The organism is Paracoccus sp. SM22M-07, assembly GCF_001887735.1.
Lineage (GTDB): Bacteria > Pseudomonadota > Alphaproteobacteria > Rhodobacterales > Rhodobacteraceae > Paracoccus.
This window is the reverse complement of the sequence record NZ_JPKW01000003.1, coordinates 22,028-46,781: the sequence shown is the minus strand read 5'-3', so window position 1 is coordinate 46,781 and position 24,754 is coordinate 22,028. Positions and strand designations below refer to the sequence as shown.

Here is a 24,754-nt window from a genome sequence, read left to right as displayed (position 1 = left end):
CCATGGAACGCCTGCTTTGCATCTGGTTCGGCGCGGGCCTGCTGCGCCCGGCACCCGGCACCTGGGGATCGGCCGTCGCGGTGGCGCTTGGGCTGCTGTTGCACCGGATCGGGCATTTTCCGCTGCTGGCGGCGGCGACCGTCGCCGTGACGGCCACCGGCTTCTGGGCCATCGGTCGCCACACGCGGGGCATGACCGACCCCGACCGCAGCGAGATCGTCATCGACGAGGTCGCGGGCCAATGGATCGCCCTGCTGTTTCCCTCCTTCGGTTTCTGGATGATGGGCCTGCCGGCGGAAAACTTCCCCTATCCGGGCTGGGTCGCCGCGTTCCTGTTCTTCCGGATCTTCGACATCTGGAAGCCGGGCATCATCGGTCGCGCCGATCGCCGCCATGACGCCAAGGGGGTGATGATGGATGACCTGTGGGCCGGGCTTTTCGCAGGCATTGCCACAATGATCGCCGCCGCAGCCTTCCACATTCCGATGATGCTGTGATGCAGGCCGCCGATGTTTTGCAGGCCGCGCGCGACCGCGGCGTCATGATCGCCACCGCGGAAAGCTGCACGGGTGGCCTGATCGCGGGCGCCCTGACCGAGGTGCCGGGATCGTCGGACGCGTTCGACCGCGGCTTCGTCACCTATTCGAACGGCGCCAAGCAGCAGATGCTGGGCGTGACGTCGGATACGCTGTCCGAATTCGGCGCTGTCAGCGAAGAGGTCGCAGCCCAGATGGCCGCAGGCGCGCTGCGGAATTCCGATGCGGGCATCGCCGTGTCGGTCACCGGCATCGCGGGTCCCGGCGGGTCGGAGCACAAGCCCGAAGGCCGCGTCTGCTTCGGCATCGCCCAGGCCTATGGCACGCGCACCGAAACGGTCGAATTCGGGGCGATCGGCCGCCACCGCGTTCGTGCCGCGACCGTCGAACACGCCCTGCAGCTGTTGCTGGACGCCTTGCGCGGCTGATCAGCCCGCCAGGATCTCGGACATCGCCCTGATCTGATCGTCGGGCGTATCCCAGGCACAGACCAGACGGATGGAGACCAGATCCGGACCTTCAACCGACGGGTCCGGCCAGGGATAGTAATATGCCCCCGCCGCCTGCGCGCGGCGATGGGCCTCGACCGGAATTGCGGCAAAGACGCCGTTCGACTGAACCGGCTGCAACAGCCGTCCGCCACCGGCCTGCACCGCCTGTCCCAACAAAGCGGCCTTGGCATTCGCCTGCCCCGCCAGGTCGCGCCATAGCCCATCGGTCGCCAGCGCCAGCATCTGCGCCGCCAGGAAACGGTTCTTGGAAAACACGTGCCCGGCCTGCTTGCGCCGATAATCAAAGCCGGCCGCGCGGTCAGGGTCGAAGAAAACCACCGCCTCGGCCCCCATGGCACCGTTCTTGGTGCCGCCGAAACACAGCGCATCGACGCCCGCGCGCCAGGTCAGATCGGCGGGCGAACAGCCAAGATGCGCCGCGGCGTTGGAAAACCGCGCGCCATCCATGTGCAGCGGCAGCCCTGCCCCATGCGCCACATGCGCCAGCGCGGCCACCTGATCGGGCGTATAGACCGTGCCCCATTCGGTCGCGTTGGTGATCGAGACCATGGCGTTCATCCCGCCGTTCAGACCTTCCTCGGCCCCTTCGGCGATGGCGCGCGACAGAACATCGGGGGTCAGCTTTCCACCCTGACCGGGCAGCGTGACCAGTTTGGCCCCATGCGAAAAGAACTCGGGCGCGCCGCATTCGCTGGTCTGGATATGGGCGTCGTCGTGGCAATAGATCCGGCCATAGGGGGGCGACAGCTGCGCGCAGACCAGCGCATTCGCCGCCGTTCCGGTCGCCACGAAGCGGACCTCGGCATCAGGCGCTTCCAGCAGCTCGCGGATGGCGGCGCGGGCCTGATCGGTGACGTGATCGGCGCCATAGCTTTTCGCCGCACCCGAATTGGCGCGCACCAATGCCTCGATCACCGCCGGATGGGCGGCATGCACGTTGTCGGATGCGAAATTCATGACAGGTCCTCGATGATGTGATCTTCCCAGTCATCCTCGTCGACCGAAAGCTCGTTGACGGTCCAGCCGCGCACGCTGGCCCCGGCCTGATGCACCGTCTCGCGGTCGCCCGAAATCAGGTAATGCCAGTCGTAGAGGGGCTTCCCTTCATGGCGCAGGCGATAGGCGCATGTGGCGGGCAGCCACCAGGCGATCTCCTTGATCTTCTTGGGGGTCAGCACCACGCAATCGGGCACATAATCATGGCGATTGACATAGCTGCTGCATTGGCAGGCCTGCCCGTCCAGCAGCTTGCAGGCGACGCGGGTGAAGGCCAGTTCGTTCGTATCCTCGAACTCGATCTTGTTCAGGCAGCATTTGCCACAGCCGTCACACAGCGCCTCCCATTCGACCGGAGTCAGCTTGGGAAGGGGCAGTTCCCAGAAACGATCGCGCATCAGCGGCCCGCCAAAATGGCTCGGGCGTCGCTGGCGTCCTGAGCGATCTGGTCGATCAGCGCCTGGATACCGTCGAACCTGGCCTCGTCGCGCAGGAAATCGACCAGCGCCACGGACAGGTGCTGACCATAGAGATCGCCGTCGAAATCGAAGAGATGCACCTCAAGGTTCGGTTCGTTGCGCCCGAACATCGGACGCACCCCAAGCGATGCAACCCCCTGGCAGGACATGCGATCAGGCCCCGTCAGCACGTCGACCAGCACGGCATAGACCCCAAGCCGGGGCAGATGCAGGTCATCCATCCGCAGGTTGGCGGTCGGCCAGCCAAATTCGCGACCACGCTTCTCGCCATGAACGACCTCGCCTTCGATGCGGTGCCAATGGCCCAGCATCCGCTCGGCGTCATGCGTGCGGCCTTCGGTCAACGCTTGGCGGATCGCGGTCGAGCTGTAGCGCGCATCGCCCGACCCGATCAGCGGCACAACCGTGACGCCGAAACCCAGTTCCCGCCCCAGCTCCTCAAGGGTCTGCGCCGTCCCCTGCCGATCCTTGCCAAAGCAGAAATCCGCGCCGATCGTGACATGCGACACGCCCAATCCCTGCGCCAGGACCTGCCGGGCAAAGCCTTCGGGCGTCAGCCCGGCCAGCACCGTGTCGAAGGGCAGTTCATACAGATGATCGACGCCGAGCCGCGCCAGGCGATTGGCGCGCGCCTCGGGGTTCATCAGGCGGAAGGGCGGCGCGTCGGGGACGAAATACTGCCGGGGATGCGGTTCGAAGGTGACAACCCCCAAAGGCGCGTCGCCAGCTGCGCGGGCGGCGTCGATGACGGCCCGGTGGCCTTTGTGAACGCCGTCGAAATTGCCCATGGCAACGCTTGCCCCGCGGGCATCAGACGGCTGTCCTGTCCAGTCTCGATGGATCTGCAATGCGCCCCCAATGGAACGCCCCTGCGTCCCGTCAGTCGAACTTGCGGCTTGGGGCCAGCACGACCGCCTCGCCTTTCAGCACGACCCTATCGCCCACGAGGCAGCGGGTTGCAAGCGTGACACGCCTTTTTGAGTGATCGATCGTCTCGACCGTCACTTCGGCGCGCACCACGTCGCCGGGACGCACCGGCGCCAGGAACTTCAGCGTCTGTCCCAGATAGACCGTGCCATGACCGGGCAGCTGTTCCCCGATGACCGCCGAAATCAGCCCCGCCGTCAGCATCCCATGCGCGATGCGCCCTTCAAAGATCGTGTCCTGCGCATAGTCGTCGTCCAGATGGACGGGGTTGTGGTCGGTCGAAACGGTGGCAAACATCTGGATGTCCTCATCGGTGATCTGCTTTTGCAGATGGCGGGACATCCCCACCTCCAGATCCTCGATGACGATCGTGCCCTTGGGGAAATTGTCCAGCATGTCGTGATCCATTCGCCTGATGCCGTTTCATCCGTCTGATGCTGCATAGCAGAATAAAATCCGCATCGCAACAATGTGTCGAATGATCCGACATCAATGCAATTATCTTCCGCGCTGATCCCATAAAAAAGCCCGCCGGGTGGCGGGCTTTCCAAGGCGATGGTATGATGGATCAGCGCAGACGGCCGATGGCATAGGCCGGCGTCCGTTCCCGCGCCGCCAGCCAGTCATCCAGCTGGTCGGCTTGCGGATTTTCGACATCGCTGCCAAAGGCATCTGCGGCCAGCCCGCCCGTCACGAAGATCGCGTCGATCCCCTGCTGCATCGCACCCAGGATGTCCGTATCGATCCCGTCGCCCACCGCAAGGCAGCGTGCCTCGGAGCCAAGATCCATCAACCGACGCGCCCGGTCATAGATCGGGGCGTGCGGCTTGCCGTAATACAGCGCCTTGCCGCCCATGCTCTCATAGAACTCGGCCAAGGCCCCGGCGCAATAGATCCGGGTTTCACCCATATCCACCACCAGATCGGGATTGGCGCACAGCATCGGCAGCCCGCGATCCAGCGCTTGCTGAAAGCGGTCGCGATAATCCTCGGGGGTTTCGTTCAGCTCGTCAAAGGGACCCGAGGCGACGATGCCTTCGGCTTCCGACAACCCCACCCTTGAAACAGCTGGGCTGTCGGCATGACCCTTGGGGATATCGGTAAAGAAACCGAAATCCTTCTCGGTCCCGATATGCCACAGCTTGCGGCCCACGGCGCCCTCGAACATCGCATCCTGCGCCGCGTCGCCGGAACTGACGACAAGGTCCCAGGCATCGCGCGGCACGCCCATGCGGTCCAGCTGGGCGACCACATATTGGTTCGGCCGCGGGGCGTTGGTCATCAGGCAGACCTTGCCACCCTGGGCGCGGAACGCCTGCAGCGCGCTGACGGCGGCCTGATAGGGCTGCTTGCCATTGTGCAGGCATCCCCACAGATCGCAGAACAATGCGTCATAGCTGGCCGAGATCTCGGCCAGCGACTGGATGATGCGGGTCATCAGACGGCCAGGACCGGGATGATCTGCTTCTTGCGGCTCATGACGCCGGGCAGAACCACGCTATCGCCGGTGACGGTGACGGCAAAGCTGCGCTCGGCCACCTGTTTGACGAACTCGTTCGGGACCAGCAGCGTCGCTTCCTCGCGCAGGATGTCAACGATGAACAGCAGGATCTCGTCGGCACCGTCAGCGGCGGCCACGGCGGGCATGGCGGCCATCAGCGCGGCCTTGCGGTCCAGAAGGACCTGCGGAGCCGTCGTTTCCAGAACCGAAACACGCAGCTGCTTGCCGCCCAGTTCATATTCCTTGCTGTCCATGCGCAGCAGCGCGTCGTCGCCAAAGGCGCTGACGTCGGATTTGGCTGCAAACATCTCGTTCGCGAATTCGTGGATGTTCACGCCCAGGTCGGCGGCCAGCTTTTCGGCGACGGCGCGGTCATGGGCGGTGGTGGTCGGGCTGCGGAATTCCAGCGTGTCAGACAGAATGCAGGTCAGCATCGCGCCTTTGACGCCTTCGGGCGCGCGGGCCATGTCGTCACCGATCAGGTCGTGCATGATGGTCGCGGTGCAGGCCAGCGGACGGATGGTGATGTTGATGGGCGCACGGGTCTTGATGCCGCCGGCCAGCAGGTGGTGGTCGATGATCTCGATCACGTCAGCCTCGGCCAGCGAGGCAGGCAGCTCGGCGGGGTTGTTGGTGTCGACGATCACACATTGGTCGCCCGCTGCCACATCCGCGATGATCTCGGGCTTGTCCAGGTTCCAGCGGTTCAGCATCCAGGCCGCTTCGGTATTGGGTTCGCCCTGCAGGACCGCCACGGCGGGGGTCTTGCGGACCTCGTTCAGGTACCATGCCCAGATGATGGGCGAGCCGGTGGAATCCGTGTCGGGGGAAGTGTGGCCGAATACCTTGATCATCATACGCCTCGATCGTTCTTCAGGGTGAGTTTCTGGCCGGGGTTATAGGCGGGACGCAAAGCGTTGTCCACGTTTGGAACATCGCCCTGCCATCAGAAAAGGGCGCCCCGAAGGACGCCCTTTTCCGTTCTGAGGTTCTGACGATCAGGCGGCGGCGCGCGAGGTCAGGACATCTTCGACGCGCTTCTGGGCGCCACCTTCGTCGATGCCGACGACGGCTGCGACTTCGCGGGTCAGCCGGTCCAGGGCCGCTTCGTACAGCTGGCGCTCGGAATAGGACTGTTCGCGCTGATCGTCGCTGCGGTGCAGGTCGCGCACCACTTCGGCGATGGCCATCAGGTCGCCCGAGTTGATCTTCTGTTCATATTCCTGCGCACGACGCGACCACATCGCCCGCTTGACGCGGGCCTTGCCCTTCAGCGTCTCCAGCGCGCGATCGATCAGGTCGGGCGTGGACAGGCTGCGCATGCCGATTTCGCTGGCACGGGCCGTCGGGACGCGCAGGGTCATCTTGTCCTTGTCGAACGAAATGACGAACATCTCAAGCTTGAGCCCTGCGACCTCCTGTTCGTCGATGGACACGATCCGGCCGACACCATGGGCAGGATAGACGACGAAGTCATCGGGGCGGAACTCGTTCTTCTTGGATTTCGACATCTGGCTTCCTTATGATAGTGCCCTAGGGACGGACACAAAGGCCCGCAGGGGGCTGTCGCCACCTTGGGCCCGTTCGGTTTGGTCTATGGCTCTGCCCCGGCAGAAGGCGCAGAGAACGGCAGCATCGGGCATCAACCCGAAAGTGCCCCTGACTGTCGCCAGAAGCACGTCTGCTGCATATATAACATAAAAATGACGCCAAAAAAAGCGTCGGCATGCAAATTGGAAACGGTGACCGGAAAATGCGTTCTCCAGTCACCCCAATGGCTTGCCGTTCAGCGCCGGCGGGGTTGCCCCCTGCCCGCGCGAATCACCTCAGTCGCCCGCACCCGGCGCTTCCGAGAAATACTTCTCCAACTTGCCGTCCTGGCCATCCATTTCGGTGGCGGTCGGCAGCGGGTCCTTCTTCTGCGTGATCACGGGCCACTGCTCGGAATACTTGCGGTTGAACTCGACCCATTTCTCCATGTCCGGCTCGGTATCGGCACGGATCGCGTCGGCGGGGCATTCGGGTTCGCAGACGCCGCAGTCGATGCATTCGTCGGGATGAATGACCAGCGTGTTCTCGCCCTCATAGAAGCAATCCACGGGGCAGACTTCGACGCAGTCGGTATATTTGCACATGATGCAGTTGTCGGTCACGACATAGGTCATCTGGGCACTCTTGTCTTGAGGTTCGCGACGTCACTAGACCCATCCGGCGGATCATTCAACCCGTCGTCATCGTCCAGATACATCAGGCTTGCTTCCGAGGCGGGGCCGCGACGGTCGGCGAAATCGACGACCGTCACGTTGCGGATCTGCTGATAGGCCGAGATGCGCAGCTTGTCACCGATGCGCACAGTCTTTCCGGGCTTGCGGCAGGGCTGGCCGTTCACCCGGACGCCGCCCCCTTCGATGCGGTCGGCAGCCAGGCCGCGGGTCTTGAAGAACCGCGCGTAGAACAGCCATTTGTCCAGCCGCAATCCCGCAGCCGCGTCGGTCACGTCAGGATTTGTCCTTCAACGCCGCCAGGATCGCGAAGGGGCTGTCCGGGTCGGCCTTCTTTTCGGGACGCGAGGAGAAGGATTTGGGACCGGCATTCGCAGGCTTGCCACCCTTCTTGGGACCGCCGGGCTTGCCCTGACGGTCGCGGCGTTCCCCCTGAGGCGCAGCGTTCTTGCCGGCCTCGCGGCGCGGACCGCGGTTGCCCTGCGGACGCTCGGCACGATCACCTTGCGGGCGATCGCCTTGCGGACGGCGGTTGCCGCGCGGCTTGGGGGCCCATTTGAAGGTGTAGAACACCTCGGTCTCGGGCGGGGTGATCTCCTCGGCGGGGGTCTCGGTCTCCTCGGCCACCGGCGTGGTGGGGTGTTCGGCTTCCCACTTGGCGCGCGTTTCCGCAGCCAGGACCGATTCCTCCTCGGTCATCGGCGCTGCCGAGGCATCACCCTCGGGTGCCGGCGTCACGACCGGCGCCTCGGTCGCCTTGACCTTGGGACGTTCGCCCTTTTCGGCCGAATAGCCCAAACCCTGCATCAGTCCCGAGAACTGCTCCAGAGTCATGCCGGTGATCGACAGCATGTCGGGGTTGGCCTCGAAGCCGCCGCGGGTATCCTGTGCGCGCAGCAGATCGGCCAGACGTTCCAGCATGTCGATGCGGATCGCCCGTTCGCCCGCTGGACGATAGCCGGACAGGGTGTACACTTCGGCGGGCAGATCGCTCAGATGCGGGATCGTCACCAGGCCCGGGGGCGGGCTTTCGGGGAATTCGTTCAACCCCTTGGAAAGCGACCACAGCACCAGACGCAGGCGCGTCGGCGCGGGCTTCAGCAGCGCGGGCATGAAGATGGTGAACTGGCCAAAGCGCACGCCATGCTTGCGCAGGGCGCCGCGCGATTCCTGATCCAGCTCCTTGACCTCGGTGGCCACCCCGTCGCGCGGCAGGACGCCAAGCGCCTCGACCATGCGGAAGGCGAAACCGCGGGCCAGACCGGTCAGGGTCTCATCCTTCTGCAGGCCCAGCAGGGGCTCGAAGGCGGCCGCGATCTTGCGGTCGATGAAATGCTGCAGGCGGCGCGTGACCTTTTCCGTGATCTCGGTGCCGGCCTCTTCGTCGACGAAGGCCTGGACGCCGGGATGCAGGGGATCAGACCCCGCGATCAGCTTGCCGATCGCCTGGTCGCCCCACATCAGGCCGCCCTGTTCGGTAAAGTCCATCTCGGTGTCGGGCGCGTTGTAGAAACGGTCCGCCCGCAGGTGGAATTCGGGGCGCAATGCCTCGTAGCCGGCGCGGTTCAGCATCTTCGCCTCGTCCGCCGAGGCGGTCTGGTCGGGTCGGAAACGGAACCCTTCAAGACGGCCGGCGAACTCGCCCTCGACCGTCACTTCGCCCTTGTCGTTCACTTCGGCCACAAGGCTCTCCTTCTGCTTGAGCCGGCGCATCAGCACGGATGTGCGCCGGTCCACAAATCGTTGGGTCAGCGCCGCGTGCAACGCGTCTGACAGGCGGTCTTCTACAGCGCGCGTTTCCCCGCGCCAATGCTTTTCGTCCTGAACCCACCCGGTTCTTTGCGCGACATAGGTCCAGGTCCGGATATAGGCCAGCCGCTTCGAGATGGCATCGATGTCGCCATGGGTCTTGTCGATCCGCTTGATGGACCGGTCCAGCCAATCGGCCGGAATCGTCCCATCCTGAAGGAAACCGAAGATTCGCGCCAGCAGCGTCGCATGCTCCATCTGGCTGATGCCACGAAAATCGGGCACCCGGCAGACATCCCACAGCAGTTTCACGTCCTTGCCGCCGCGCACACGGTCCTTGATTTCAGGCAGTTCGCGCAAGATCTTCAACGTGGCGACATCGTCTGCCTCGCGGCCGCGGCCCAGCAGTTCCTGGCCCGACGCGGCCTCCAGGCTCTCGACCAGCCGATCCATCGTACCGAATTCCAAGCGCCCGTTGCGCCAGGTCAGGCGGCTGATCGGGGCAAAGCGGTGGTTTTCCAAGGCATCGACCAACCCCTCGTCCAAGGGCTCGGCCTCACCCGTCACGCCGAACGTGCCGGATTCGGTATGCCGCCCCGCCCGGCCGGCGATCTGGCCCATCTCGTGCGGAAACAGGGGGCGGACGCGACGCCCGTCGAATTTATGCGTGGCGCTGAAGGCCACGTGCTTGATGTCCAGGTTCAAGCCCATGCCGATGGCGTCGGTCGCGACAAGATAATCGACCTCGCCGTTCTGATACATCTCGACCTGGGCGTTGCGGGTGCGGGGCGACAGCGCGCCCATGACGACCGCACACCCCCCCTTCTGACGACGGATCAGCTCGGCCATGGCATAGACGTCATCGACGCTGAAACCGACGATGGCGCTGCGGGCCGGCATGCGCGACAGCTTCTTCGACCCCGCCCAGGACAGCTGGGACATGCGGGGGCGCTGGACGAAATGCACGTCCGGGATCAGCGCCGCAATGGCGGGCCGCATGGTCGAACTGCCCAGCAGCAGCGTCTCCTTGGTGCCGCGCATGTTCAGCAACCGGTCGGTGAAGACATGGCCGCGCCCTGGATCGGCGCAAAGCTGGATCTCGTCGATGGCCACGAAATCGGAGGCGATGTCGGGCATGGCCTCGGTGGTGGCCACCCAGTATTGGACGCGGTCCGGGATGATGCGTTCCTCGCCGGTGACCAGCGCCACCACGGATGGACCGCGTGCCTTGACGATGCGGTCATAGACCTCGCGCGCCAGAAGGCGCAGCGGCAGCCCGATGACGCCAGTGCGATGGCCCAGCATCCGCGAGATGGCCTCATGCGTCTTGCCGGTGTTGGTGGGGCCCAGAATGGCGGTGACCCGTCCGCGCGTCATCATGTTCATTGCCTAGATATCGGTACCAAGTGCCTTGCGTTCCAGACGTGCCACGCCATCGATCGCTTCTTGCTGGTGGGGGTGGATCGTCAGGCTTTGACGATATGCGGTCAGGGCGCGGTCATCCTCGCCCATTTCCTCCAGCATGCTGCCCAGTTGGGTCAGCGCCTGGAATTGTCGGGGCTCCAGTTCAAGCGTGCGTCCCAGATCGGCCATGGCGGGTCCGTATTCGCCCGCCGCGGCATAGGCCGCCGCCCGAGCCTGGAACCCTGCGGCGAAATCGGGCGCATAATCGGTCAGCGCTGTCAGATGCCCGATGGCCGTCGGGATGTCGCCCAGGTCCAGCGCCTCTTCTCCGCGCTTCAGCAGCAGGTCCATCGACGCGGAACCCGACCGCGACCAGTCGCGCAGGATGTCGCTTTCCGCGATGCGCCAGCCCTCGCCCTGGGGTTCGGCCAGCCGGGCAAAGGCATCGTCTTGGGACAGCGCAGGCAGCGATGCGGCAAGAACGATGAAAATCGTCAGTACCTTCTGTCGCAATGCCGCGACGGCAGTATGGAAAAGCGGACCGGACGTCTTCATATTGCAAGCTGTAACCCGGCCAGCAGGCGGGGTGCCAGCCAAAGCGCACCATGAGGTACAAAATGAGCGATGTTGTGAACGCAGCCGTCCGCAAGCTGAGCGAGAAGATCGACAGCTTCGATTCGACCGCCAAATTCGTGATCGAGGATGAAGGCGCGATCATGATCGACGAAAGCGGCGTGCGCGCTGGCGACGAAGAGTCCGAAGTGACCCTGACCGCCAACCGCGACACGTTCGAAGGCATCCTGAACGGCGACATCAACCCCGCCACCGCCTTCATGACCGGCAAGCTGAAGGTCGACGGTTCGATGGGCGTCGCCATGCAGTTGGGCCAGAAACTGTCCTGATAACAGATGCAGCAGGCGCCCTTTCATCAGCTTCCCGACGATCGGCTGGCCCCGGCCAGCGCCTTCTTCGTCACGGCAGATGATGGAAAGCGCCTGCGCCTTGCCCTTTGGGAACCAGAGGACAGCGCCGCGTACGGCACTGTCCTTCTGTTTCCCGGCCGCACCGAGTATATCGAAAAATACGCCCCCGTCGCCCGACGGTTGACCGATCGCGGATATGCGGTCCTGGCCATCGACTGGCGCGGTCAGGGCATGTCCGAGCGGTTGCAGGATGATCCTCGGCCCGGTCACATCATCGAATTTTCCGACTATCAGCGCGACGTGATCGAAATGGTCGTCGCCGGGCGGCATATCGGATTGCCTGAACCCTGGCATCTTCTGGCCCATTCCATGGGCGGCTGCATCGGCCTTGCCGCGCTGGAAAACGACCTTCCGGTTCAAACCGCGGTCTTCTCGGCCCCGATGTGGGGGATCAACCTGCGCCGTTTTCAACACGGGGCGGCCCTTGGCATCGCCTATCTGGCAGGTCGCCTGGGGCGCGGTGGGCTGGTTGCGCCCGGCAGCGGCGGCGCCAACACGACCTATGCCTTGGAGGAAAGCTTCAACGCCAACCTGCTGACCGGCAATGCGGATGAATGGGCCCGCCTGATGCGCGAGGCCGCACATTGGCCCGACCTGACGATCGGCGGGGCCAGTTTCGCCTGGGTCGGCAAGGCCCTGAACGAATGTTCGCGCCTGTCAGCCATCGCCTCGCCGACGCTTCCCATGCTTGTCGGACTGGGATCCGAGGAAAAGGTGGTTTCCGCCGCGTCCATCCGTGACCGCGTCGCGAAATCACCCCGCGCCAGCCTGTTCGAGGTCAGGGGCGCCCGGCACGAAATCCTGCTGGAAACCCCCGACCGGCGCGATGCCTTCATCCGCGCGATGCTGGACCATTTCGACGCCGGCTGACCGATCAATCCTCGCGGTCGGGATCGGGTCGCCGCATCGCGGGGCGTTCGGATGGCGTGGCGACGCTTGGCATGCGCAGCCGGATCCGCTTCAGGCGACGCGGATCGGCCTCGACGACCTCGAATTCCGCGCCTGACGGGTGGCTGATCACCTCGCCGCGAAGCGGAACGCGCCCGGCCAGCATGAAGATCAGCCCGCCAAGCGTATCGACCTCTTCATCGACCTCGGCATCCAGCAGGTGCAGTCCGGTTTCCTCTTCGATGTCGGACAGGCTGGCGCGGGCCTGGATGAACCATTGGCCGGGCTTTTCGCGGACCCAGAGGCCGCCTTCGACCTCGTCATGTTCGTCCTCGATCTCGCCGATGACCTGTTCGATCAGATCCTCGATGGTGACCAGACCATCGACCCCGCCATATTCGTCGATGACCAGCGCCATATGCGTCCGCTTCTGCTGCATTTGCTGCAGCAGGACGCCGATGGGCATCGAAGGCGGAACGTAAAGAAGCGGCCGCAGCATCGGCCGCAAGGTGAACTTGCCGCCCTCGCCGAACCCGTGCTTCAACGCCAGGTCTTTCAGGTGGATCAGGCCAAGCGGGCTGTCCAGCGTCCCGCGAAAGACCGGAATTCGCGAAAATCCGTGTTCGCGGAACATTTCGACCAAGTCGGGCAAGGTTATGTTGGCAGGGGCGGCGATGATCTCGACCTTGGGAATGGCAACGTCATCGACGCGCATCCGGCGCAGGTTGACCAATCCGGGCTTGCCCGAATGGCGATCCTCGGCGGCATCGCCTTCATCATCCTGGGATTCCGAATTCGTCAACGCGTGAAAGACCCGACCGAAGAACCCGCGATTTGGACTTTCACGTTCCTCCTCGGTGGTGTCCGCCGCTCGGCCTGGGGCGTCATCGGCGGAATAGTCGGGTAATCGGGCTTCCGAATTCATCAATCTGTCTCCCGGTAGGGGTCTGCTATGTTCAGGGTCGCAAGGATTGCGCGCTCGGATGCTTCCATCAGTTCGGCATCCGGGTCGTTCAGGTGATCATACCCCACCAGATGCAAAGTTGCATGCACCAGCAGGTGGGTCACGTGATCGTCAAAGGTTTTGGACTGCGCCTGTGCCTCGGCCATGCAGGTTTCATAGGCGATCGCGATGTCGCCCAACTCGTCGTCCTGCGGCAGTGCCGGGCGTTCGCCGGGCGCATGCGGCTCATGCTCCTCGGCGGGCCAGGACAAGACGTTGGTGGCCTTGGGCTTGCCGCGGAAATCGGCGTTCAATGCCGCGATCCGGGCGTCATCGCAGCCCATGACCACAACCTCACCGCCGGTTTCCAGCCATGTCAAAGTGGCCGTCACTGCGCGGGCCGCCAATCCTTCCAGATCGGCGGCCTGCCATCTGTCGTCTTCCAGGACGCAGTCGACCGTTATGTCCTCAGCCATCACTTCGCATTGCACGGCGCGGAACATATTGACCGCGCGCTTCCTCTGTCTGGCCGCGGGCCACTGCCGCGATTTCCTCGGCGTCATACGCCTTGATGATGCGCGCGACAAGCGGATGGCGCACGACGTCATCTGCGGTGAAATAGCTGAAGCTGATGCCCTTGACGTCCTTCAGGACCTTTTCGGCATCAATCAGCCCCGACTGCATCCCGCGCGGCAGGTCGATCTGGGTCCGGTCGCCGGTGATGACCATCCGCGACCCTTCGCCAAGACGGGTCAGGAACATCTTCATCTGCATGCTGCTGGCGTTCTGCGCCTCGTCCAGCACCACGAAGGCGCGCGACAGGGTGCGCCCGCGCATGAAGGCCAGCGGCGCGATCTCGATGCGTTTTTCCTCCATCAGCTTCTGCATCTGCTTGCCGGGAAGAAAGTCGTTCAGCGCGTCATAAAGCGGCTGCATGTAGGGATCGACCTTCTCCTTCATGTCGCCGGGAAGAAAGCCCAGCCTTTCGCCCGCCTCGACCGCAGGACGCGACAGGATGATCTTGTCGACCTCGCCTTGGATCAGCATGGTGACGCCCACCGCCACGGCCAGATAGGTCTTGCCCGTGCCCGCAGGTCCGATCCCGAAGGCCAGCTCATTCTGGAACAGCGCCCGGACATAGGCCTTTTGCGCATCGGTGCGCGGCTCGACCGATTTCTTGCGGGTGCGCAATTCGAAATTGCCCTGCGCGAACATTTCCAGCTGTTCGTCGCGGGTCACCTCGCCGGCGGGTTCGATGCCCATGCGCAGCGCGGCCTCGACCTCGGCGGGGGTGACGGGGCGGTGCTGTTCAAGACGCGCGTAAAGACCGTTCAGCAGCTGCGCCGCCTCGGACTGCGCCTCGGGGCCGCCGACGATGGCGATCTGGTTGCCGCGGCGCAGGATATGCACGCCCAAGGCTTCCTCGATCCGGGCCAGATGGGTGTCATTGGCACCGCACAGGTCGATCAGCAGACGGTTGTCAGGAAACTCCAGCAGGGTTTCTGCAGAAGGGGTGGTGACGGGGGGCGTTGGGGAAAGACCCAAATGTTTCTCCTGCTCAGGCGTCTGTTGTGATGGTGGCAAGCCACGGGGATTCGCACAAGCCGATCTTGAAGGCATCGGCGGCAGCAATGCCGCCGTTTACGGCAAAACTTTTGCAATCGCACAAAAGTTGCATCCGATATTGGCATTGCGGGTCTATTTCGCCACCCCGACGCCCAAAAAATCGGCCAATTCCGGCGCGTCCGACATTCCGGCGACCGGTCCGTCGTGAACGATCCGCCCGCCCTGCAGCAACGCCACCCGGTCACCGATGGCGCGGACCGAGTCCATGTCATGGGTGATGGTGATCGCCGTGGCGCCGGTCTGGGTGACGATGTCGCGGATCAGCGCGTTGATGGCGCGCGCCCGGATCGGGTCCAGCCCCGTGGTCGGTTCGTCGAAGAAGATGACCGACGGATCGTCGGCGATGGCACGGGCAAGCCCCACCCGCTTGGCCATGCCGCCCGACAGCTCGGCCGGCATCAGGTCGGCGGTCTCGGCACCCAGCCCCACGCGGGCCAGCTTGTCCAATGCGATGGCGCGGGCCTTGGCGTCAGACATCCGCTGGCGCAGCCGGAACGCGACGTTCTGCCAGACGGACATGCTGTCAAACAGCGCGGCCCCCTGAAACAGCATGCCGAAACCGGCCATGAAGGCCGCACGGTCCAGCGGCCTGCCGTTCCAGGTGATCCGGCCGCGGTCGGGTTGCACCAGGCCCAGGATGCATTTCAGCAGCACCGATTTGCCCGTGCCCGACTGCCCGATGACGCAAAGACTCTCGCCCTGCCCCACCTGCAGGTTCACGCCGGCAAGCACCTGCTTGTCGCCAAAGGATTTGTGCAGGTCCTGCAGCGCGATCATTGGAAGAACAGCCCGGTCAGGACGAAATTTGCCGCCAGGATGCCCACCGCCGCGGCGACGACGGCCTGGGTGGTGGCACGGCCAACGCCCGCGGCCCCGCGCGACGACCGCATGCCGAACCAGCAGCCCGACAGCGCCACGATCAGCCCGAACACCGCGCCCTTGATCAGCCCCGAGGCGACGTCCCAGAATTCCAGATAGGCCCAGCTGTTCGCGATATAGGTCGTCGAATTGAACCCAAGGGACCCGGTCCCCACCAGCCAGCCGCCCATGATGCCGATGATGTCGCCCACCGCGACCAGAACCGGCAATGACAGGATCGCCGCCCACAGGCGCGGCGTCACCAACCAGCGGATCGGGTCGGTGGAAAGGGTCACCAACGCGTCGATCTGTTCCGTGACGCGCATCGTGCCGATCTCGGCGGCGATGCTGCTGGCGACCCGGGCGGCGACCATCAGGCCGCCCAGAACGGGGCCCAGTTCGCGCACCATGCCGATGGCGACGATTGCCGGGACCACGTCGCCCGCCTGGAACCGTTCACCCCCGGAATGGATCTGCAGCGCCAGTGCGGCGCCGGTGAACAGGGCTGTCAGACCCACCACCGGCAGCGACAGCCAGCCGATCTGGATCAGCTGCAGGCCAAGGGCGCGACCGGGAAAGGGGCGCAGGCCGCCCAGCCCCCGTCCCGCAAAGATCGTCACCGCACCGATACCGCGCGTCAGCCGCAGCGCCGCGCGTCCGACCGTCCGGATGGGGGTCACGGATAGGTCCGCTGATAACGCTGGCGAAGGGCTGTCAGGATCTCGTATCCGATCGTGCCGGCCAGATCGGCCAGACGATCGATGGGTTGATGGGCGCAGATCAGGTCCAGCGTCGGTGGCACCGTCCCCAGCCCCGTCACGTCCACCGTGATCAGGTCCATGGAAACCCGCCCCACGATCGGACAGGCGACGTCACCGACATACATCCACGCGCCGCTGCCAGACAGCGCCCGCAGGATGCCGTCGGCATAGCCCGCATCGACGGTGGCGATCCGGCTGTCGCGTTCCGCGTGCCAGGTGGCGCCATAGCCGACCATCTCGCCGGCCTTGACGTCGCGGGTCTGGATCACCCGCAGGGACAGGGTCGCCACCTGCCGCGCATCGGCATAGGGCAGACCGCCATACATGCCGATCCCTGCGCGCACCATGTCGAAATGATAATCCGGCCCCAACAGAATGCCGCCCGTCGCCGCAAGCGATCGCGGGACGTTGCAGCCTTCGGTCATCTTGCGAAAGGCCGCCAACTGGGCGGCGTTGGCGGGGTGGCCGGGTTCATCCGCGCAGGCCAGGTGCGACATGATGAAGGCGGGACCGGCGGCCAAGGCCTCGGCGCGGATGGCGGCCCATTCGGGCGCCTCCATGCCAAGGCGGTTCATGCCGGTATCCAGCTGGATCGCAAAGGGCTTGCCCGGACGCATGGCGCGGTCGCGGAAGAATTGTTCGGGGCTGTTCAGGACCGGGACCAGACCGGTCAGGTCCTCTCCCTCCATATGGCCGGACAGGACGTTGATCGTGGCATCGGCGGGGATCAGGGGGCGAATGGCACGCCCCTCGGACGCCAGTGCGACGAAGAAGTCGCGTGCCCCTGCCTGATAGAGGGCGGGCACGATCCGTGCTGCGCCCAACCCGTAAGCGTCTGCCTTGACCACCGCTGCGGCCCGCGCGCCGGGGGCTTTGGCCGCCAGCGCCTGGTAATTGGCCGTGACGGCCGAAATGTCGATCTGCAATCCCATGTCGCTGGATTGCCCCCGCGCCGTCCCCGCGTCAAGACCCGCGCGGCATTCGCAATTTTGCAGTTTGCATCCACCATTTTGCGTGCGGTTTGCAAATGTTCCCGAATTTTCTTTGCTGCACCTGCATCACCCGCTAGCGTGGGCGGATGACATCAAGGGGGCTTTCATGACCGACATTCTGCAAGAGCTTGAGCGCCGTCGCAGCCAGGCCCGTCTGGGCGGCGGACAGCGGCGCATCGACGCCCAGCATGGTCGCGGAAAGCTGACGGCGCGCGAACGCATCGAACTGTTGGTGGACGAGGACAGCTTCGAGGAATTCGACATGTTCGTCGCCCATCGCAGCACCGATTTCGGCATGGAGGCGGACCGCCCCTATGGCGACGGCGTGGTGACGGGCTGGGGCACGATCAATGGGCGCATGGTCTATGTCTACAGCCAGGATTTCACCGTCTTCGGCGGCAGCCTGTCGGAAACCCACGCCCAGAAGATCTGCAAGATCATGGACATGGCCATGCAGAACGGCGCCCCGGTGATCGGCCTGAACGATTCGGGCGGTGCGCGCATCCAGGAGGGCGTGGCCAGCCTTGCGGGCTATGCCGAGGTCTTCCAGCGCAACGTGATGGCATCGGGTGTGGTCCCCCAGATCAGCGTCATCATGGGCCCCTGTGCGGGCGGGGCGGTCTATTCGCCGGCGATGACCGATTTCATCTTCATGGTGAAGGACACGTCATACATGTTCGTGACCGGCCCAGATGTGGTCAAGACCGTCACGAACGAGGTCGTGACCGCCGAACAGCTGGGCGGTGCCAGCACCCATACCAAGAAATCATCGGTTGCGGATGGCGCCTTCGAGGATGATGTCGAGGCCCTGGCCGAGATCCGCCGCCTGTTCGATTTCCTGCCGCTGAACAACCGCGAACGTGCGCCCACCCGCCCCTTCTTCGACGATCCCGCGCGCATCGAACCCAGCCTGGACACGCTGATCCCCGACAACCCCAACCAGCCTTATGACATGAAGGAGCTGATCGCCAAGGTCGCGGATGAAGGTGACTTCTACGAGATCCAGAAGGATTTCGCCGCCAATATCCTGATCGGCTTCGTGCGCATTGAAGGCCAGACGGTCGGGGTCGTCGCCAACCAGCCGATGGTGCTGGCGGGCTGCCTGGACATCGACAGCAGCCGCAAGGCGGCGCGTTTCGTGCGCTTCTGCGACGCCTTCGAAATTCCGATCCTGACCCTGGTCGACGTGCCGGGCTTCCTTCCGGGCACGGGCCAGGAATATGGCGGCGTCATCAAGCACGGGGCGAAACTTTTGTTCGCCTATGGCGAGGCAACGGTGCCCAAAGTCACGGTCATCACCCGCAAGGCCTATGGCGGCGCCTATGACGTGATGTCGTCGAAACACCTGCGCGGCGATTTCAACTATGCCTGGCCCACCGCCGAAATCGCGGTCATGGGCGCCAAGGGCGCGGTCGAGATCCTGTATCGCAGCGAACTGGACCAGCCCGACAAGATCGCCGCCCGCACCAAGGACTACGAGGACCGCTTTGCCAACCCCTTCGTCGCCGCTGAAAAAGGCTTCATCGACGAGGTGATCCAGCCGCGCAGCACGCGCAAGCGCGTCGCCCGCGCATTCGCCAGCCTGCGCGGCAAGCGGCTGACGAACCCGTGGAAAAAGCACGACAACATTCCGCTGTAAGCACCGGGGACGAAACGCTGATGCACAACTGCGTGAATGATGCAGCCAGGCCACAGGGTCGCCCGCTTTTGCCGGGGGCGGTGACGGATGCCTGTCTGATGAACGGGCGGGATTGTATCATCGCGCGCAAGTCGGCCATCCAACAAGCCGACTGTAACCCGAGCAGAAGGACGCCACCGCGTCCCCATCACAGGAGCGTTTCTCCATGTCCAAAAAAATCATCCTCGGCCTGGTGCTGGTTTCCGCCTTTGCCGCCTGCCAGCGTCAGCAGCCCGCAGACGTCTATGTGCCGACCGCGCCTGCCGCGCCGATGGCCAACCCCGTCACGACCGAGCCTGTCTATCAGGGCAAATTCGGCTAAGACGCATCGTCCGACATCCGTGCGCGGGCGGCCAGCCTGCCCGCGCGCAGCCCAAGCCGCCCCCGTGCATCACAGCAAAGGGGCCATGCCATGCTGAAGCATCGCGGCTTTCCGGGGCGTCTTCCCGGTTCAGACTTTCAGTTCACCATTCGGCGGGAAAACCGCAAGAAGGGTGCCACCCCCATCACCAAGCGCGAACGCTTCCGCGACCGTCGGGCGCCCGACAAGCGCGCCGATGCGGCTTTTCTGTCCGCACTGATCGCCCATTTCGGTAACGAGCCCTTCGTGCGCGGCAACCTGGACGCGGGTCGTCTGGGCTGGCTGATCGGCCGCGAGGTCAAGGCCGTCGGCGAATTCGACCCCGCCGATTACGACCAGCTGCTGCAGGTCGACATGGCCGTCGCCGAAGCCTCCTTCCCCGAACTGTTCGCCAAGGACACGCCGCCCGAATTCAACTGGGACGACATGGATTGGGACGACATGGACGAGGACGGGGACGACGTCTGATGGGCGAATTGGCGCTGAACCTGTTGAAGTCACACGCATGTCAGTTTGACGTGACGGTTCGGTATGCGATAACCCGATGTAATTCACAACCGGCCGGCACACGGCCTCTCAAGACAGGCACATTCTCATGCAAAAATCTCTCTTCATCCGCATCGGTGGCATCTCGGCTCTGGTTCTGGGCCTGGCAGCCTGCGATCCCAGCATGCAGACCGGCCTGTCGCCGGACACGCAGCGCGCCGCAGGCGGTGCCGTTGCCGGTGCCGTCATCGCCAAGGCGCTGGACGAAGACATCGCGACCGGCGCCGCACTTGGCGGTGCAGCCGGCGCCCTGTGCGATGACGCAGGCGTCTGCCAGCGTCGCTACTGAGCCATCGGCCCTTCGGGGCGAACCCTTTCGTCGGGGACTGCGTCTGGTCCCCGACATCTTCAAGACAGGATCTGACACATGTCCAAGACATTTGCCGTTGCTGCCGTCCTCAGCGCCTTGGCGCTGGCTGGTTGCACCCAGAACATCCAGCCGACCGACGTCGATCGCGCGGCCATCGGCGCCGCTGCCGGTGCGACCATCGCCAAGGTCGGCGGTCGCAAGGAAAGCGACATCTACAAGGCCGCTGCCATCGGCGCTGCCGGCGGGGCGCTGTGCAACGACGTCCGTCTTTGCCAATAACACCCTGATCCGCGCTTCGGCGCGATCTGCACTGATTGCCGTCCAAAGCCATGCTTTGGGCGGCTTTTTCATGTCGCGTCCTGGGAGGAGCCGATGTTCAAGAAAATCCTGATCGCCAACCGGGGCGAAATCGCATGCCGCGTCATCAAGACCGCGCGCAAGATGGGCATCGCCACGGTGGCTGTCTATTCGGACGCCGACCGCAACGCCTTGCACGTCAAGATGGCGGACGAGGCGATCCATATCGGCCCCGCCCCCGCCAACCAGTCTTATATCGTGATCGACAAGATCATGGAGGCGATCCGCCAGTCGGGTGCCGAGGCCGTCCATCCCGGCTATGGCTTCCTGTCGGAAAACCGCAAATTCGCCGAAGCGCTGGAGGCCGAGGGCGTGGTCTTCGTCGGCCCGCCTTCGGGGGCGATCGAATCGATGGGTGACAAGATCACCTCGAAGAAGCTGGCGCAGGAAGCCGGCGTCAGCACCGTGCCCGGTTACATGGGCCTGATCGCCGATGCCGAGGAGGCCGCCAGGATCAGCGACCAGATCGGCTATCCGGTGATGATCAAGGCCAGTGCCGGGGGCGGCGGCAAGGGCATGCGCATCGCGTGGAACGCCGATGAGGCCCGCGAGGGGTTCGAAAGCTCCAAGTCCGAAGCCGCGAACAGCTTTGGCGACGACCGCATCTTCATCGAGAAATTCGTCACCCAGCCTCGCCATATCGAGATCCAGGTCCTGGCCGACAGCCATGGCAACGCGGTCTATCTGCACGAACGGGAATGTTCGATCCAACGGCGGAACCAGAAGGTGATCGAGGAGGCCCCCTCACCGTTTCTGGACGAGGAGACGCGCCGTGCGATGGGCGAACAGGCCGTCGCCTTGGCAAAGGCCGTCGGCTATACCAGTGCGGGCACGGTCGAATTCATCGTCGATGGCGACCGGAACTTCTATTTCCTGGAAATGAACACGCGGCTTCAGGTCGAACATCCGGTGACCGAACTGATCACCGGCGTCGACCTGGTCGAACAGATGATCCGTGTCGCCGCAGGCGATCCCCTGCCCTTTGAACAGGCGGATCTGAAGATCAACGGATGGGCGATGGAAAGCAGGCTCTATGCCGAGGACCCCTATCGCAATTTCCTGCCCTCGATCGGTCGCCTGACGCGGTACCGCCCGCCGGCAGAAATCGCCGCGGGCCCCATGGTCGCCAGCGGCAAGTGGCTGGCGCATGGCACGGCGCATGGCGAAACCGCCGTGCGAAACGATACCGGCGTCTATGAGGGCGGCGAGATCAGCATGTTCTATGACCCGATGATCGCCAAGCTGTGCACCTGGGCCCCCACCCGCCCGGAGGCGATCCAGGCCATGCGCGTGGCGCTGGATGAATTCGAGGTCGAGGGCATCGGCCACAACCTGCCCTTCCTGTCGGCGGTGATGGACCATCCCAAATTCGCATCCGGCAACATCACCACCGCCTTCATCGCCGAGGAATATCCCGACGGCTTCCAGGGCGCGCAGTTGGATGACGATGCGCTGGAACGCATCGCCGCCGCCGCCGCCGCCATGCACCGCGTTTCGGAAATCCGCGATACGCGCATCAGCGGGCGGCTTGGCAACCATGAACGGCGGGTGGGTGAAAACTGGGTGGTCTTCATCGCAGGGCGCGAATGGCCCACCCGGGTCATCGCCGACAGCGAAGGGGCGGATGTGCATATCAACGACCGCCGGGTCCGGATCGAAAGCGACTGGTTGCCCGGCCGGTCGCTGGCCGTGCTGGAGGTGGAGGGCCAGCGCATCGTCCTCAAGGTCGAAAAGATCGCCGCAGGTTTCCGCATCCGCAGCCGGGGCGCGGATCTGCGGGTCTATGTGCGCCGTCCCAAGGCCGCCGAACTGGCGCGCCTGATGCCGGAAAAGCAGCCGGCGGACACGTCGAAATTTCTGCTCTGCCCGATGCCGGGCCTGGTCGTGCGGATCAATGCCGCGCCCGGCGACGAGGTTCAGGAAGGTCAGCCCCTTGCGACCGTCGAGGCGATGAAGATGGAAAACATCCTGCGGGCCGAACGCAAAGGAGTGGTGAAATCCGTCAATGCCGCGCCCGGTGAAAGCCTGCGCGTGGACGACATCATCATGGAGTTCGAGTGACCATCGCCCCCGCATATCGGCATTCCTGCGCGCCATCACCTTTTGGTGGTTCGTCAGGGTGCCGTCATTCGGGGGATCAGTCGTCGGCCTCGCGCTGGCGCATGGGCATGGTGTCGATCAGGCTGATGATCTGCGCGGGATCGACCAGGGTGGTCTGGGACAGCTTGACGCCTCCGTCCTTGCCAATCAGCAGGACCGCAAAGCCTGCCCCCACGCGGTCGCGCAGATCGGCGGCACCCGGCCCTTCGGTCAGGACGACCACCTGGCGTTCGACAAGGGCGGGGGTTTCCGTCCGCAACGCGTCCAATTGCGCCTCGACCTCGGGGCCCTCGCCAAGGACCACGACGGGGCGGGATGTCCATTGCAATTTGGCCAGGGTATCGGGCTGGATCGGGGTGACGCTCAGCGTCATCGCTCCGCTGCGCATGGTGTCGGCAGGGGACATGGCGGGGGCGGATGCCAGAAACAGTGCTGTAAGGCAGGCCTGTCGCATCGGATTCTCCTATCGGTTGAGAATAGGACGCCCCGGCCCGCTGAAGGGTTCCCGCCGAGGTCGCGATGCCGCCGCTTGACGCCTATCTCAGCCCGCAATCCCAGCAGGCGGTCATCGCCGGGATGTTCCTGTCATTCGGCTGGCTGGTCGTGGCGGCCCAGACCCGTCGGCGCGACGCCCGTTTGCGGCGCGAGCGCGAAGCCGACATCCAGCGCGCCCTGCTGGCCGAGATCCGCGCCCATGTCGTGTCGCTGGAACAGCAGACCCCGTCGCACAGTGACGCCGCGATGCTGATCGCACGGATCCGGTCGGGTGACTTCGTGCCCACGCTGTCTCAACAGGCCAATGACCGCATCTTTGCGGCTGTCATCGGGGAATTGCACATCCTGCCGGCCCCGGTCATCGACCCGATCGTGCTGTATTACCGGCTGCTGTCGATCATGGAGGCTCTGGCCACCGATCTGCGCCGCATTGCACGGCGCGATGGCGAAAGGGCCGCTCAGATGATGGGGGATTACCTGTCGTTGATGGCCGAGACGCGCGATTGCGGCATTCACGCCATACGGGTGCTGACGGAGTGCCTGCGGGGCGGACCGGATGCGGTCGAGGCGATGCTGGACGCGGACGAGGCAGAGGCCGTCGCGCAGCTGAACCGTCACCTGCCCGACGAACTGGCGCAGATGCGCGCCCGTCTGGAGGCGGTCAGTACCCGATCTTCGGACCCGAGAGGCCGGTGATGGGACGCAACCCGATGGCCCGCACGATTTCATTGGCACGGCTGAGAACGGGCGTCTTGGCGTCGGGTCGGGTCGTCTGTTCAGGGCGACGGTCAGGCGCGGCCTGCGTCTTGGCGACGGTCCGGGTCGAAAGCTCCTTGCGCGGTTCTGCCATGATCGGTCCCCTTCTTCGCGCCGATGGTCGGTGCGTCATGTCTGATGATATAAGAAACGCGGGGCATTTCCACAAGTTTCATGGCCCCGCCTATCGCAGCACGCTGCCCCGGCCGATCTCTTGCCGGCGCAGTGGCAGCCGGTCGATGGCGCGGCCGATCTCGCGGACGTCCCAGGGCGAGGGTCGGCGGATCTTGATCTGCCCGTCCTTGTCGATCAGCACCAGCGAAAACCCCCGCGGATGCAGGTTCCGCCGCCAGATGCTGTCGGCCGAGGGATCGGTATCCAGGATCACCACCGCATCGCGGGCGGCCAGGGCCACGGCGCCGCGCTGCAACGCGTCCAGCTGTTCGACAAAGGCGGGATCCCCGGGCGTGTCGGCGAAGACGACGATGGGGCGCTGCTTCCACACAAAATCCTCGGGCGCGACATCGGCGGCATCAAGAAAGCTGGCCTCGGGGGCGGCAGGCGGCACGGGATCGGTGGGCTCGGTACTGCTTTGCGCGATGGGAGGCAGGCGCGCGGGGTTGGACCGGGGCACGCTGTCGGCATCGGGCGGCGGCGCATCGCGACCGGGTCCCATGGCCGAAAGGGCCATCACGAATAACAGGAATTTCAACTTCATCGGCACCTCGTCATACCTTGAATATAGGGTGGAACGGGCCGCGGGAAAGGACGGAT

The 24,754-nt window shown here is 64.6% G+C and carries 31 protein-coding genes; 11 read left to right on the top strand and 20 right to left on the bottom strand.

From position 1 onward, the window contains the following. Positions 1-2: 2 nt before the first annotated feature. Both IE00_RS05235 and IE00_RS05230 read left to right on the top strand, forming a co-directional pair. Complete coding sequence (locus IE00_RS05235) at positions 3-497, top strand: phosphatidylglycerophosphatase A (protein WP_072296043.1); 495 nt, start codon at positions 3-5, stop codon at positions 495-497. Then, positions 497-964: a CinA family protein gene (locus IE00_RS05230; RefSeq protein ID WP_072296042.1), complete on the top strand. Its 468-nt coding sequence runs from the start codon at positions 497-499 to the stop codon at positions 962-964. Before IE00_RS05235 ends, IE00_RS05230 begins: the two co-directional genes overlap by 1 nt. Here IE00_RS05230 and IE00_RS05225 read toward each other — a convergent pair whose 3' ends face one another. The 11 genes from IE00_RS05225 to IE00_RS05175 all read right to left on the bottom strand — a co-directional run bounded on the left by IE00_RS05225 (position 965) and on the right by IE00_RS05175 (position 10,839). Next, positions 965-2,005, bottom strand: coding sequence for a low specificity L-threonine aldolase (locus IE00_RS05225; protein WP_072296041.1), 1,041 nt, complete (start codon positions 2,003-2,005; stop codon positions 965-967). Continuing rightward, a complete protein-coding gene (locus IE00_RS05220) occupies positions 2,002-2,442 on the bottom strand; it encodes a YcgN family cysteine cluster protein (protein ID WP_072296040.1) in 441 nt (146 codons plus the stop codon). Before IE00_RS05220 ends, IE00_RS05225 begins: the two co-directional genes overlap by 4 nt. After that, a complete protein-coding gene (locus tag IE00_RS05215; RefSeq protein ID WP_072296039.1) occupies positions 2,442-3,371 on the bottom strand; it encodes a bifunctional riboflavin kinase/FAD synthetase in 930 nt (309 codons plus the stop codon). Before IE00_RS05215 ends, IE00_RS05220 begins: the two co-directional genes overlap by 1 nt. 31 nt (positions 3,372-3,402) lie before the next feature. Then, positions 3,403-3,846 carry a MaoC family dehydratase gene (locus IE00_RS05210; protein ID WP_072296330.1) on the bottom strand — a complete coding sequence of 148 codons (444 nt, stop codon included), beginning with the start codon at positions 3,844-3,846 and terminating at the stop codon, positions 3,403-3,405. 172 nt (positions 3,847-4,018) lie between these two features. Further along, a complete protein-coding gene (locus IE00_RS05205) occupies positions 4,019-4,888 on the bottom strand; it encodes a TIGR01459 family HAD-type hydrolase (RefSeq protein ID WP_072296038.1) in 870 nt (289 codons plus the stop codon). Beyond that, a complete protein-coding gene (locus IE00_RS05200) occupies positions 4,888-5,805 on the bottom strand; it encodes a manganese-dependent inorganic pyrophosphatase (RefSeq protein ID WP_072296329.1) in 918 nt (305 codons plus the stop codon). The genes IE00_RS05205 and IE00_RS05200 overlap by 1 nt, the downstream gene beginning before the upstream one ends. Before the next feature lie 144 nt (positions 5,806-5,949). Continuing rightward, positions 5,950-6,462 (bottom strand): CarD family transcriptional regulator, encoded by a 513-nt coding sequence (locus tag IE00_RS05195; RefSeq protein ID WP_072296037.1) that lies wholly within the window; start codon positions 6,460-6,462, stop codon positions 5,950-5,952. A gap of 315 nt (positions 6,463-6,777) precedes the next feature. Continuing rightward, entirely contained in the window at positions 6,778-7,116 is a 339-nt protein-coding gene (gene fdxA, locus IE00_RS05190; protein WP_072296036.1) for a ferredoxin FdxA, read from the bottom strand. Beyond that, positions 7,113-7,448, bottom strand: coding sequence for an RNA-binding S4 domain-containing protein (locus IE00_RS05185; RefSeq protein ID WP_072296035.1), 336 nt, complete (start codon positions 7,446-7,448; stop codon positions 7,113-7,115). Before IE00_RS05185 ends, fdxA begins: the two co-directional genes overlap by 4 nt. A gap of 1 nt (position 7,449) precedes the next feature. Then, on the bottom strand, positions 7,450-10,302 hold the full coding sequence (locus tag IE00_RS05180) for a helicase-related protein (RefSeq protein WP_072296328.1): 2,853 nt from the start codon (positions 10,300-10,302) through the stop codon (positions 7,450-7,452). Positions 10,303-10,311: 9 nt separating this feature from the next. Next, complete coding sequence (locus IE00_RS05175; protein WP_139291333.1) at positions 10,312-10,839, bottom strand: tetratricopeptide repeat protein; 528 nt, start codon at positions 10,837-10,839, stop codon at positions 10,312-10,314. Between the two features lie 104 nt (positions 10,840-10,943). On the opposite strand from IE00_RS05175, the gene IE00_RS05170 reads away from it, so the two are divergent. Together IE00_RS05170 and IE00_RS05165 are read left to right on the top strand one after the other, a co-directional pair. Further along, positions 10,944-11,228 (top strand): SCP2 sterol-binding domain-containing protein, encoded by a 285-nt coding sequence (locus IE00_RS05170; protein ID WP_072296033.1) that lies wholly within the window; start codon positions 10,944-10,946, stop codon positions 11,226-11,228. A 6-nt stretch (positions 11,229-11,234) separates the two neighbouring features. Beyond that, on the top strand, positions 11,235-12,179 hold the full coding sequence (locus IE00_RS05165) for an alpha/beta fold hydrolase (protein ID WP_072296032.1): 945 nt from the start codon (positions 11,235-11,237) through the stop codon (positions 12,177-12,179). Between the two features lie 4 nt (positions 12,180-12,183). On the opposite strand, the gene IE00_RS05160 is transcribed toward IE00_RS05165, so the two are convergent. From IE00_RS05160 to alr, 6 genes are all read right to left on the bottom strand, one after another. After that, positions 12,184-13,122, bottom strand: a complete 939-nt coding sequence (locus tag IE00_RS05160) for a hemolysin family protein (RefSeq protein WP_072296031.1) — start codon at positions 13,120-13,122, stop codon at positions 12,184-12,186. Further along, complete coding sequence (ybeY, locus tag IE00_RS05155) at positions 13,122-13,616, bottom strand: rRNA maturation RNase YbeY (protein ID WP_072296327.1); 495 nt, start codon at positions 13,614-13,616, stop codon at positions 13,122-13,124. The genes IE00_RS05160 and ybeY overlap by 1 nt, the downstream gene beginning before the upstream one ends. After that, positions 13,609-14,685, bottom strand: coding sequence for a PhoH family protein (locus IE00_RS05150; RefSeq protein WP_072296030.1), 1,077 nt, complete (start codon positions 14,683-14,685; stop codon positions 13,609-13,611). Before IE00_RS05150 ends, ybeY begins: the two co-directional genes overlap by 8 nt. Positions 14,686-14,838: 153 nt before the next feature. Next, a complete protein-coding gene (locus tag IE00_RS05145) occupies positions 14,839-15,543 on the bottom strand; it encodes an ABC transporter ATP-binding protein (RefSeq protein WP_072296029.1) in 705 nt (234 codons plus the stop codon). After that, positions 15,540-16,304 carry an ABC transporter permease gene (locus IE00_RS05140; protein ID WP_072296028.1) on the bottom strand — a complete coding sequence of 255 codons (765 nt, stop codon included), beginning with the start codon at positions 16,302-16,304 and terminating at the stop codon, positions 15,540-15,542. Before IE00_RS05140 ends, IE00_RS05145 begins: the two co-directional genes overlap by 4 nt. Next, positions 16,301-17,317, bottom strand: coding sequence for an alanine racemase (gene alr / locus IE00_RS05135; protein WP_072296027.1), 1,017 nt, complete (start codon positions 17,315-17,317; stop codon positions 16,301-16,303). Before alr ends, IE00_RS05140 begins: the two co-directional genes overlap by 4 nt. A gap of 166 nt (positions 17,318-17,483) precedes the next feature. Between alr and IE00_RS05130 the strand changes: the two genes are divergently transcribed. The 6 genes from IE00_RS05130 to IE00_RS05110 all read left to right on the top strand — a co-directional run bounded on the left by IE00_RS05130 (position 17,484) and on the right by IE00_RS05110 (position 22,690). After that, on the top strand, positions 17,484-19,016 hold the full coding sequence (locus IE00_RS05130; RefSeq protein WP_072296026.1) for an acyl-CoA carboxylase subunit beta: 1,533 nt from the start codon (positions 17,484-17,486) through the stop codon (positions 19,014-19,016). A gap of 205 nt (positions 19,017-19,221) precedes the next feature. Beyond that, entirely contained in the window at positions 19,222-19,377 is a 156-nt protein-coding gene (locus tag IE00_RS20055; protein WP_170864086.1) for a hypothetical protein, read from the top strand. Positions 19,378-19,467: 90 nt separating this feature from the next. Further along, a complete protein-coding gene (locus tag IE00_RS05125) occupies positions 19,468-19,884 on the top strand; it encodes a hypothetical protein (protein WP_072296025.1) in 417 nt (138 codons plus the stop codon). Between the two features lie 127 nt (positions 19,885-20,011). Then, positions 20,012-20,251 (top strand): hypothetical protein, encoded by a 240-nt coding sequence (locus IE00_RS05120; protein ID WP_072296024.1) that lies wholly within the window; start codon positions 20,012-20,014, stop codon positions 20,249-20,251. Positions 20,252-20,329: 78 nt separating this feature from the next. Then, positions 20,330-20,551: a hypothetical protein gene (locus IE00_RS05115; protein WP_072296023.1), complete on the top strand. Its 222-nt coding sequence runs from the start codon at positions 20,330-20,332 to the stop codon at positions 20,549-20,551. Between the two features lie 93 nt (positions 20,552-20,644). Beyond that, positions 20,645-22,690 (top strand): acetyl/propionyl/methylcrotonyl-CoA carboxylase subunit alpha, encoded by a 2,046-nt coding sequence (locus IE00_RS05110; RefSeq protein WP_072296022.1) that lies wholly within the window; start codon positions 20,645-20,647, stop codon positions 22,688-22,690. A 76-nt stretch (positions 22,691-22,766) separates the two neighbouring features. Here IE00_RS05110 and IE00_RS05105 read toward each other — a convergent pair whose 3' ends face one another. Next, positions 22,767-23,183, bottom strand: coding sequence for a DUF4174 domain-containing protein (locus IE00_RS05105; protein WP_083554082.1), 417 nt, complete (start codon positions 23,181-23,183; stop codon positions 22,767-22,769). A gap of 65 nt (positions 23,184-23,248) precedes the next feature. Between IE00_RS05105 and IE00_RS05100 the strand changes: the two genes are divergently transcribed. After that, entirely contained in the window at positions 23,249-23,920 is a 672-nt protein-coding gene (locus IE00_RS05100) for a hypothetical protein (RefSeq protein WP_072296021.1), read from the top strand. Here IE00_RS05100 and IE00_RS19685 read toward each other — a convergent pair. Both IE00_RS19685 and IE00_RS05095 read right to left on the bottom strand, forming a co-directional pair. Further along, positions 23,886-24,074 (bottom strand): hypothetical protein, encoded by a 189-nt coding sequence (locus IE00_RS19685; RefSeq protein ID WP_139291332.1) that lies wholly within the window; start codon positions 24,072-24,074, stop codon positions 23,886-23,888. The genes IE00_RS05100 and IE00_RS19685 overlap by 35 nt on opposite strands. A gap of 90 nt (positions 24,075-24,164) precedes the next feature. Next, on the bottom strand, positions 24,165-24,698 hold the full coding sequence (locus IE00_RS05095; protein WP_072296020.1) for a DUF4174 domain-containing protein: 534 nt from the start codon (positions 24,696-24,698) through the stop codon (positions 24,165-24,167). Between the last annotated feature and the right edge of the window lie 56 nt (positions 24,699-24,754).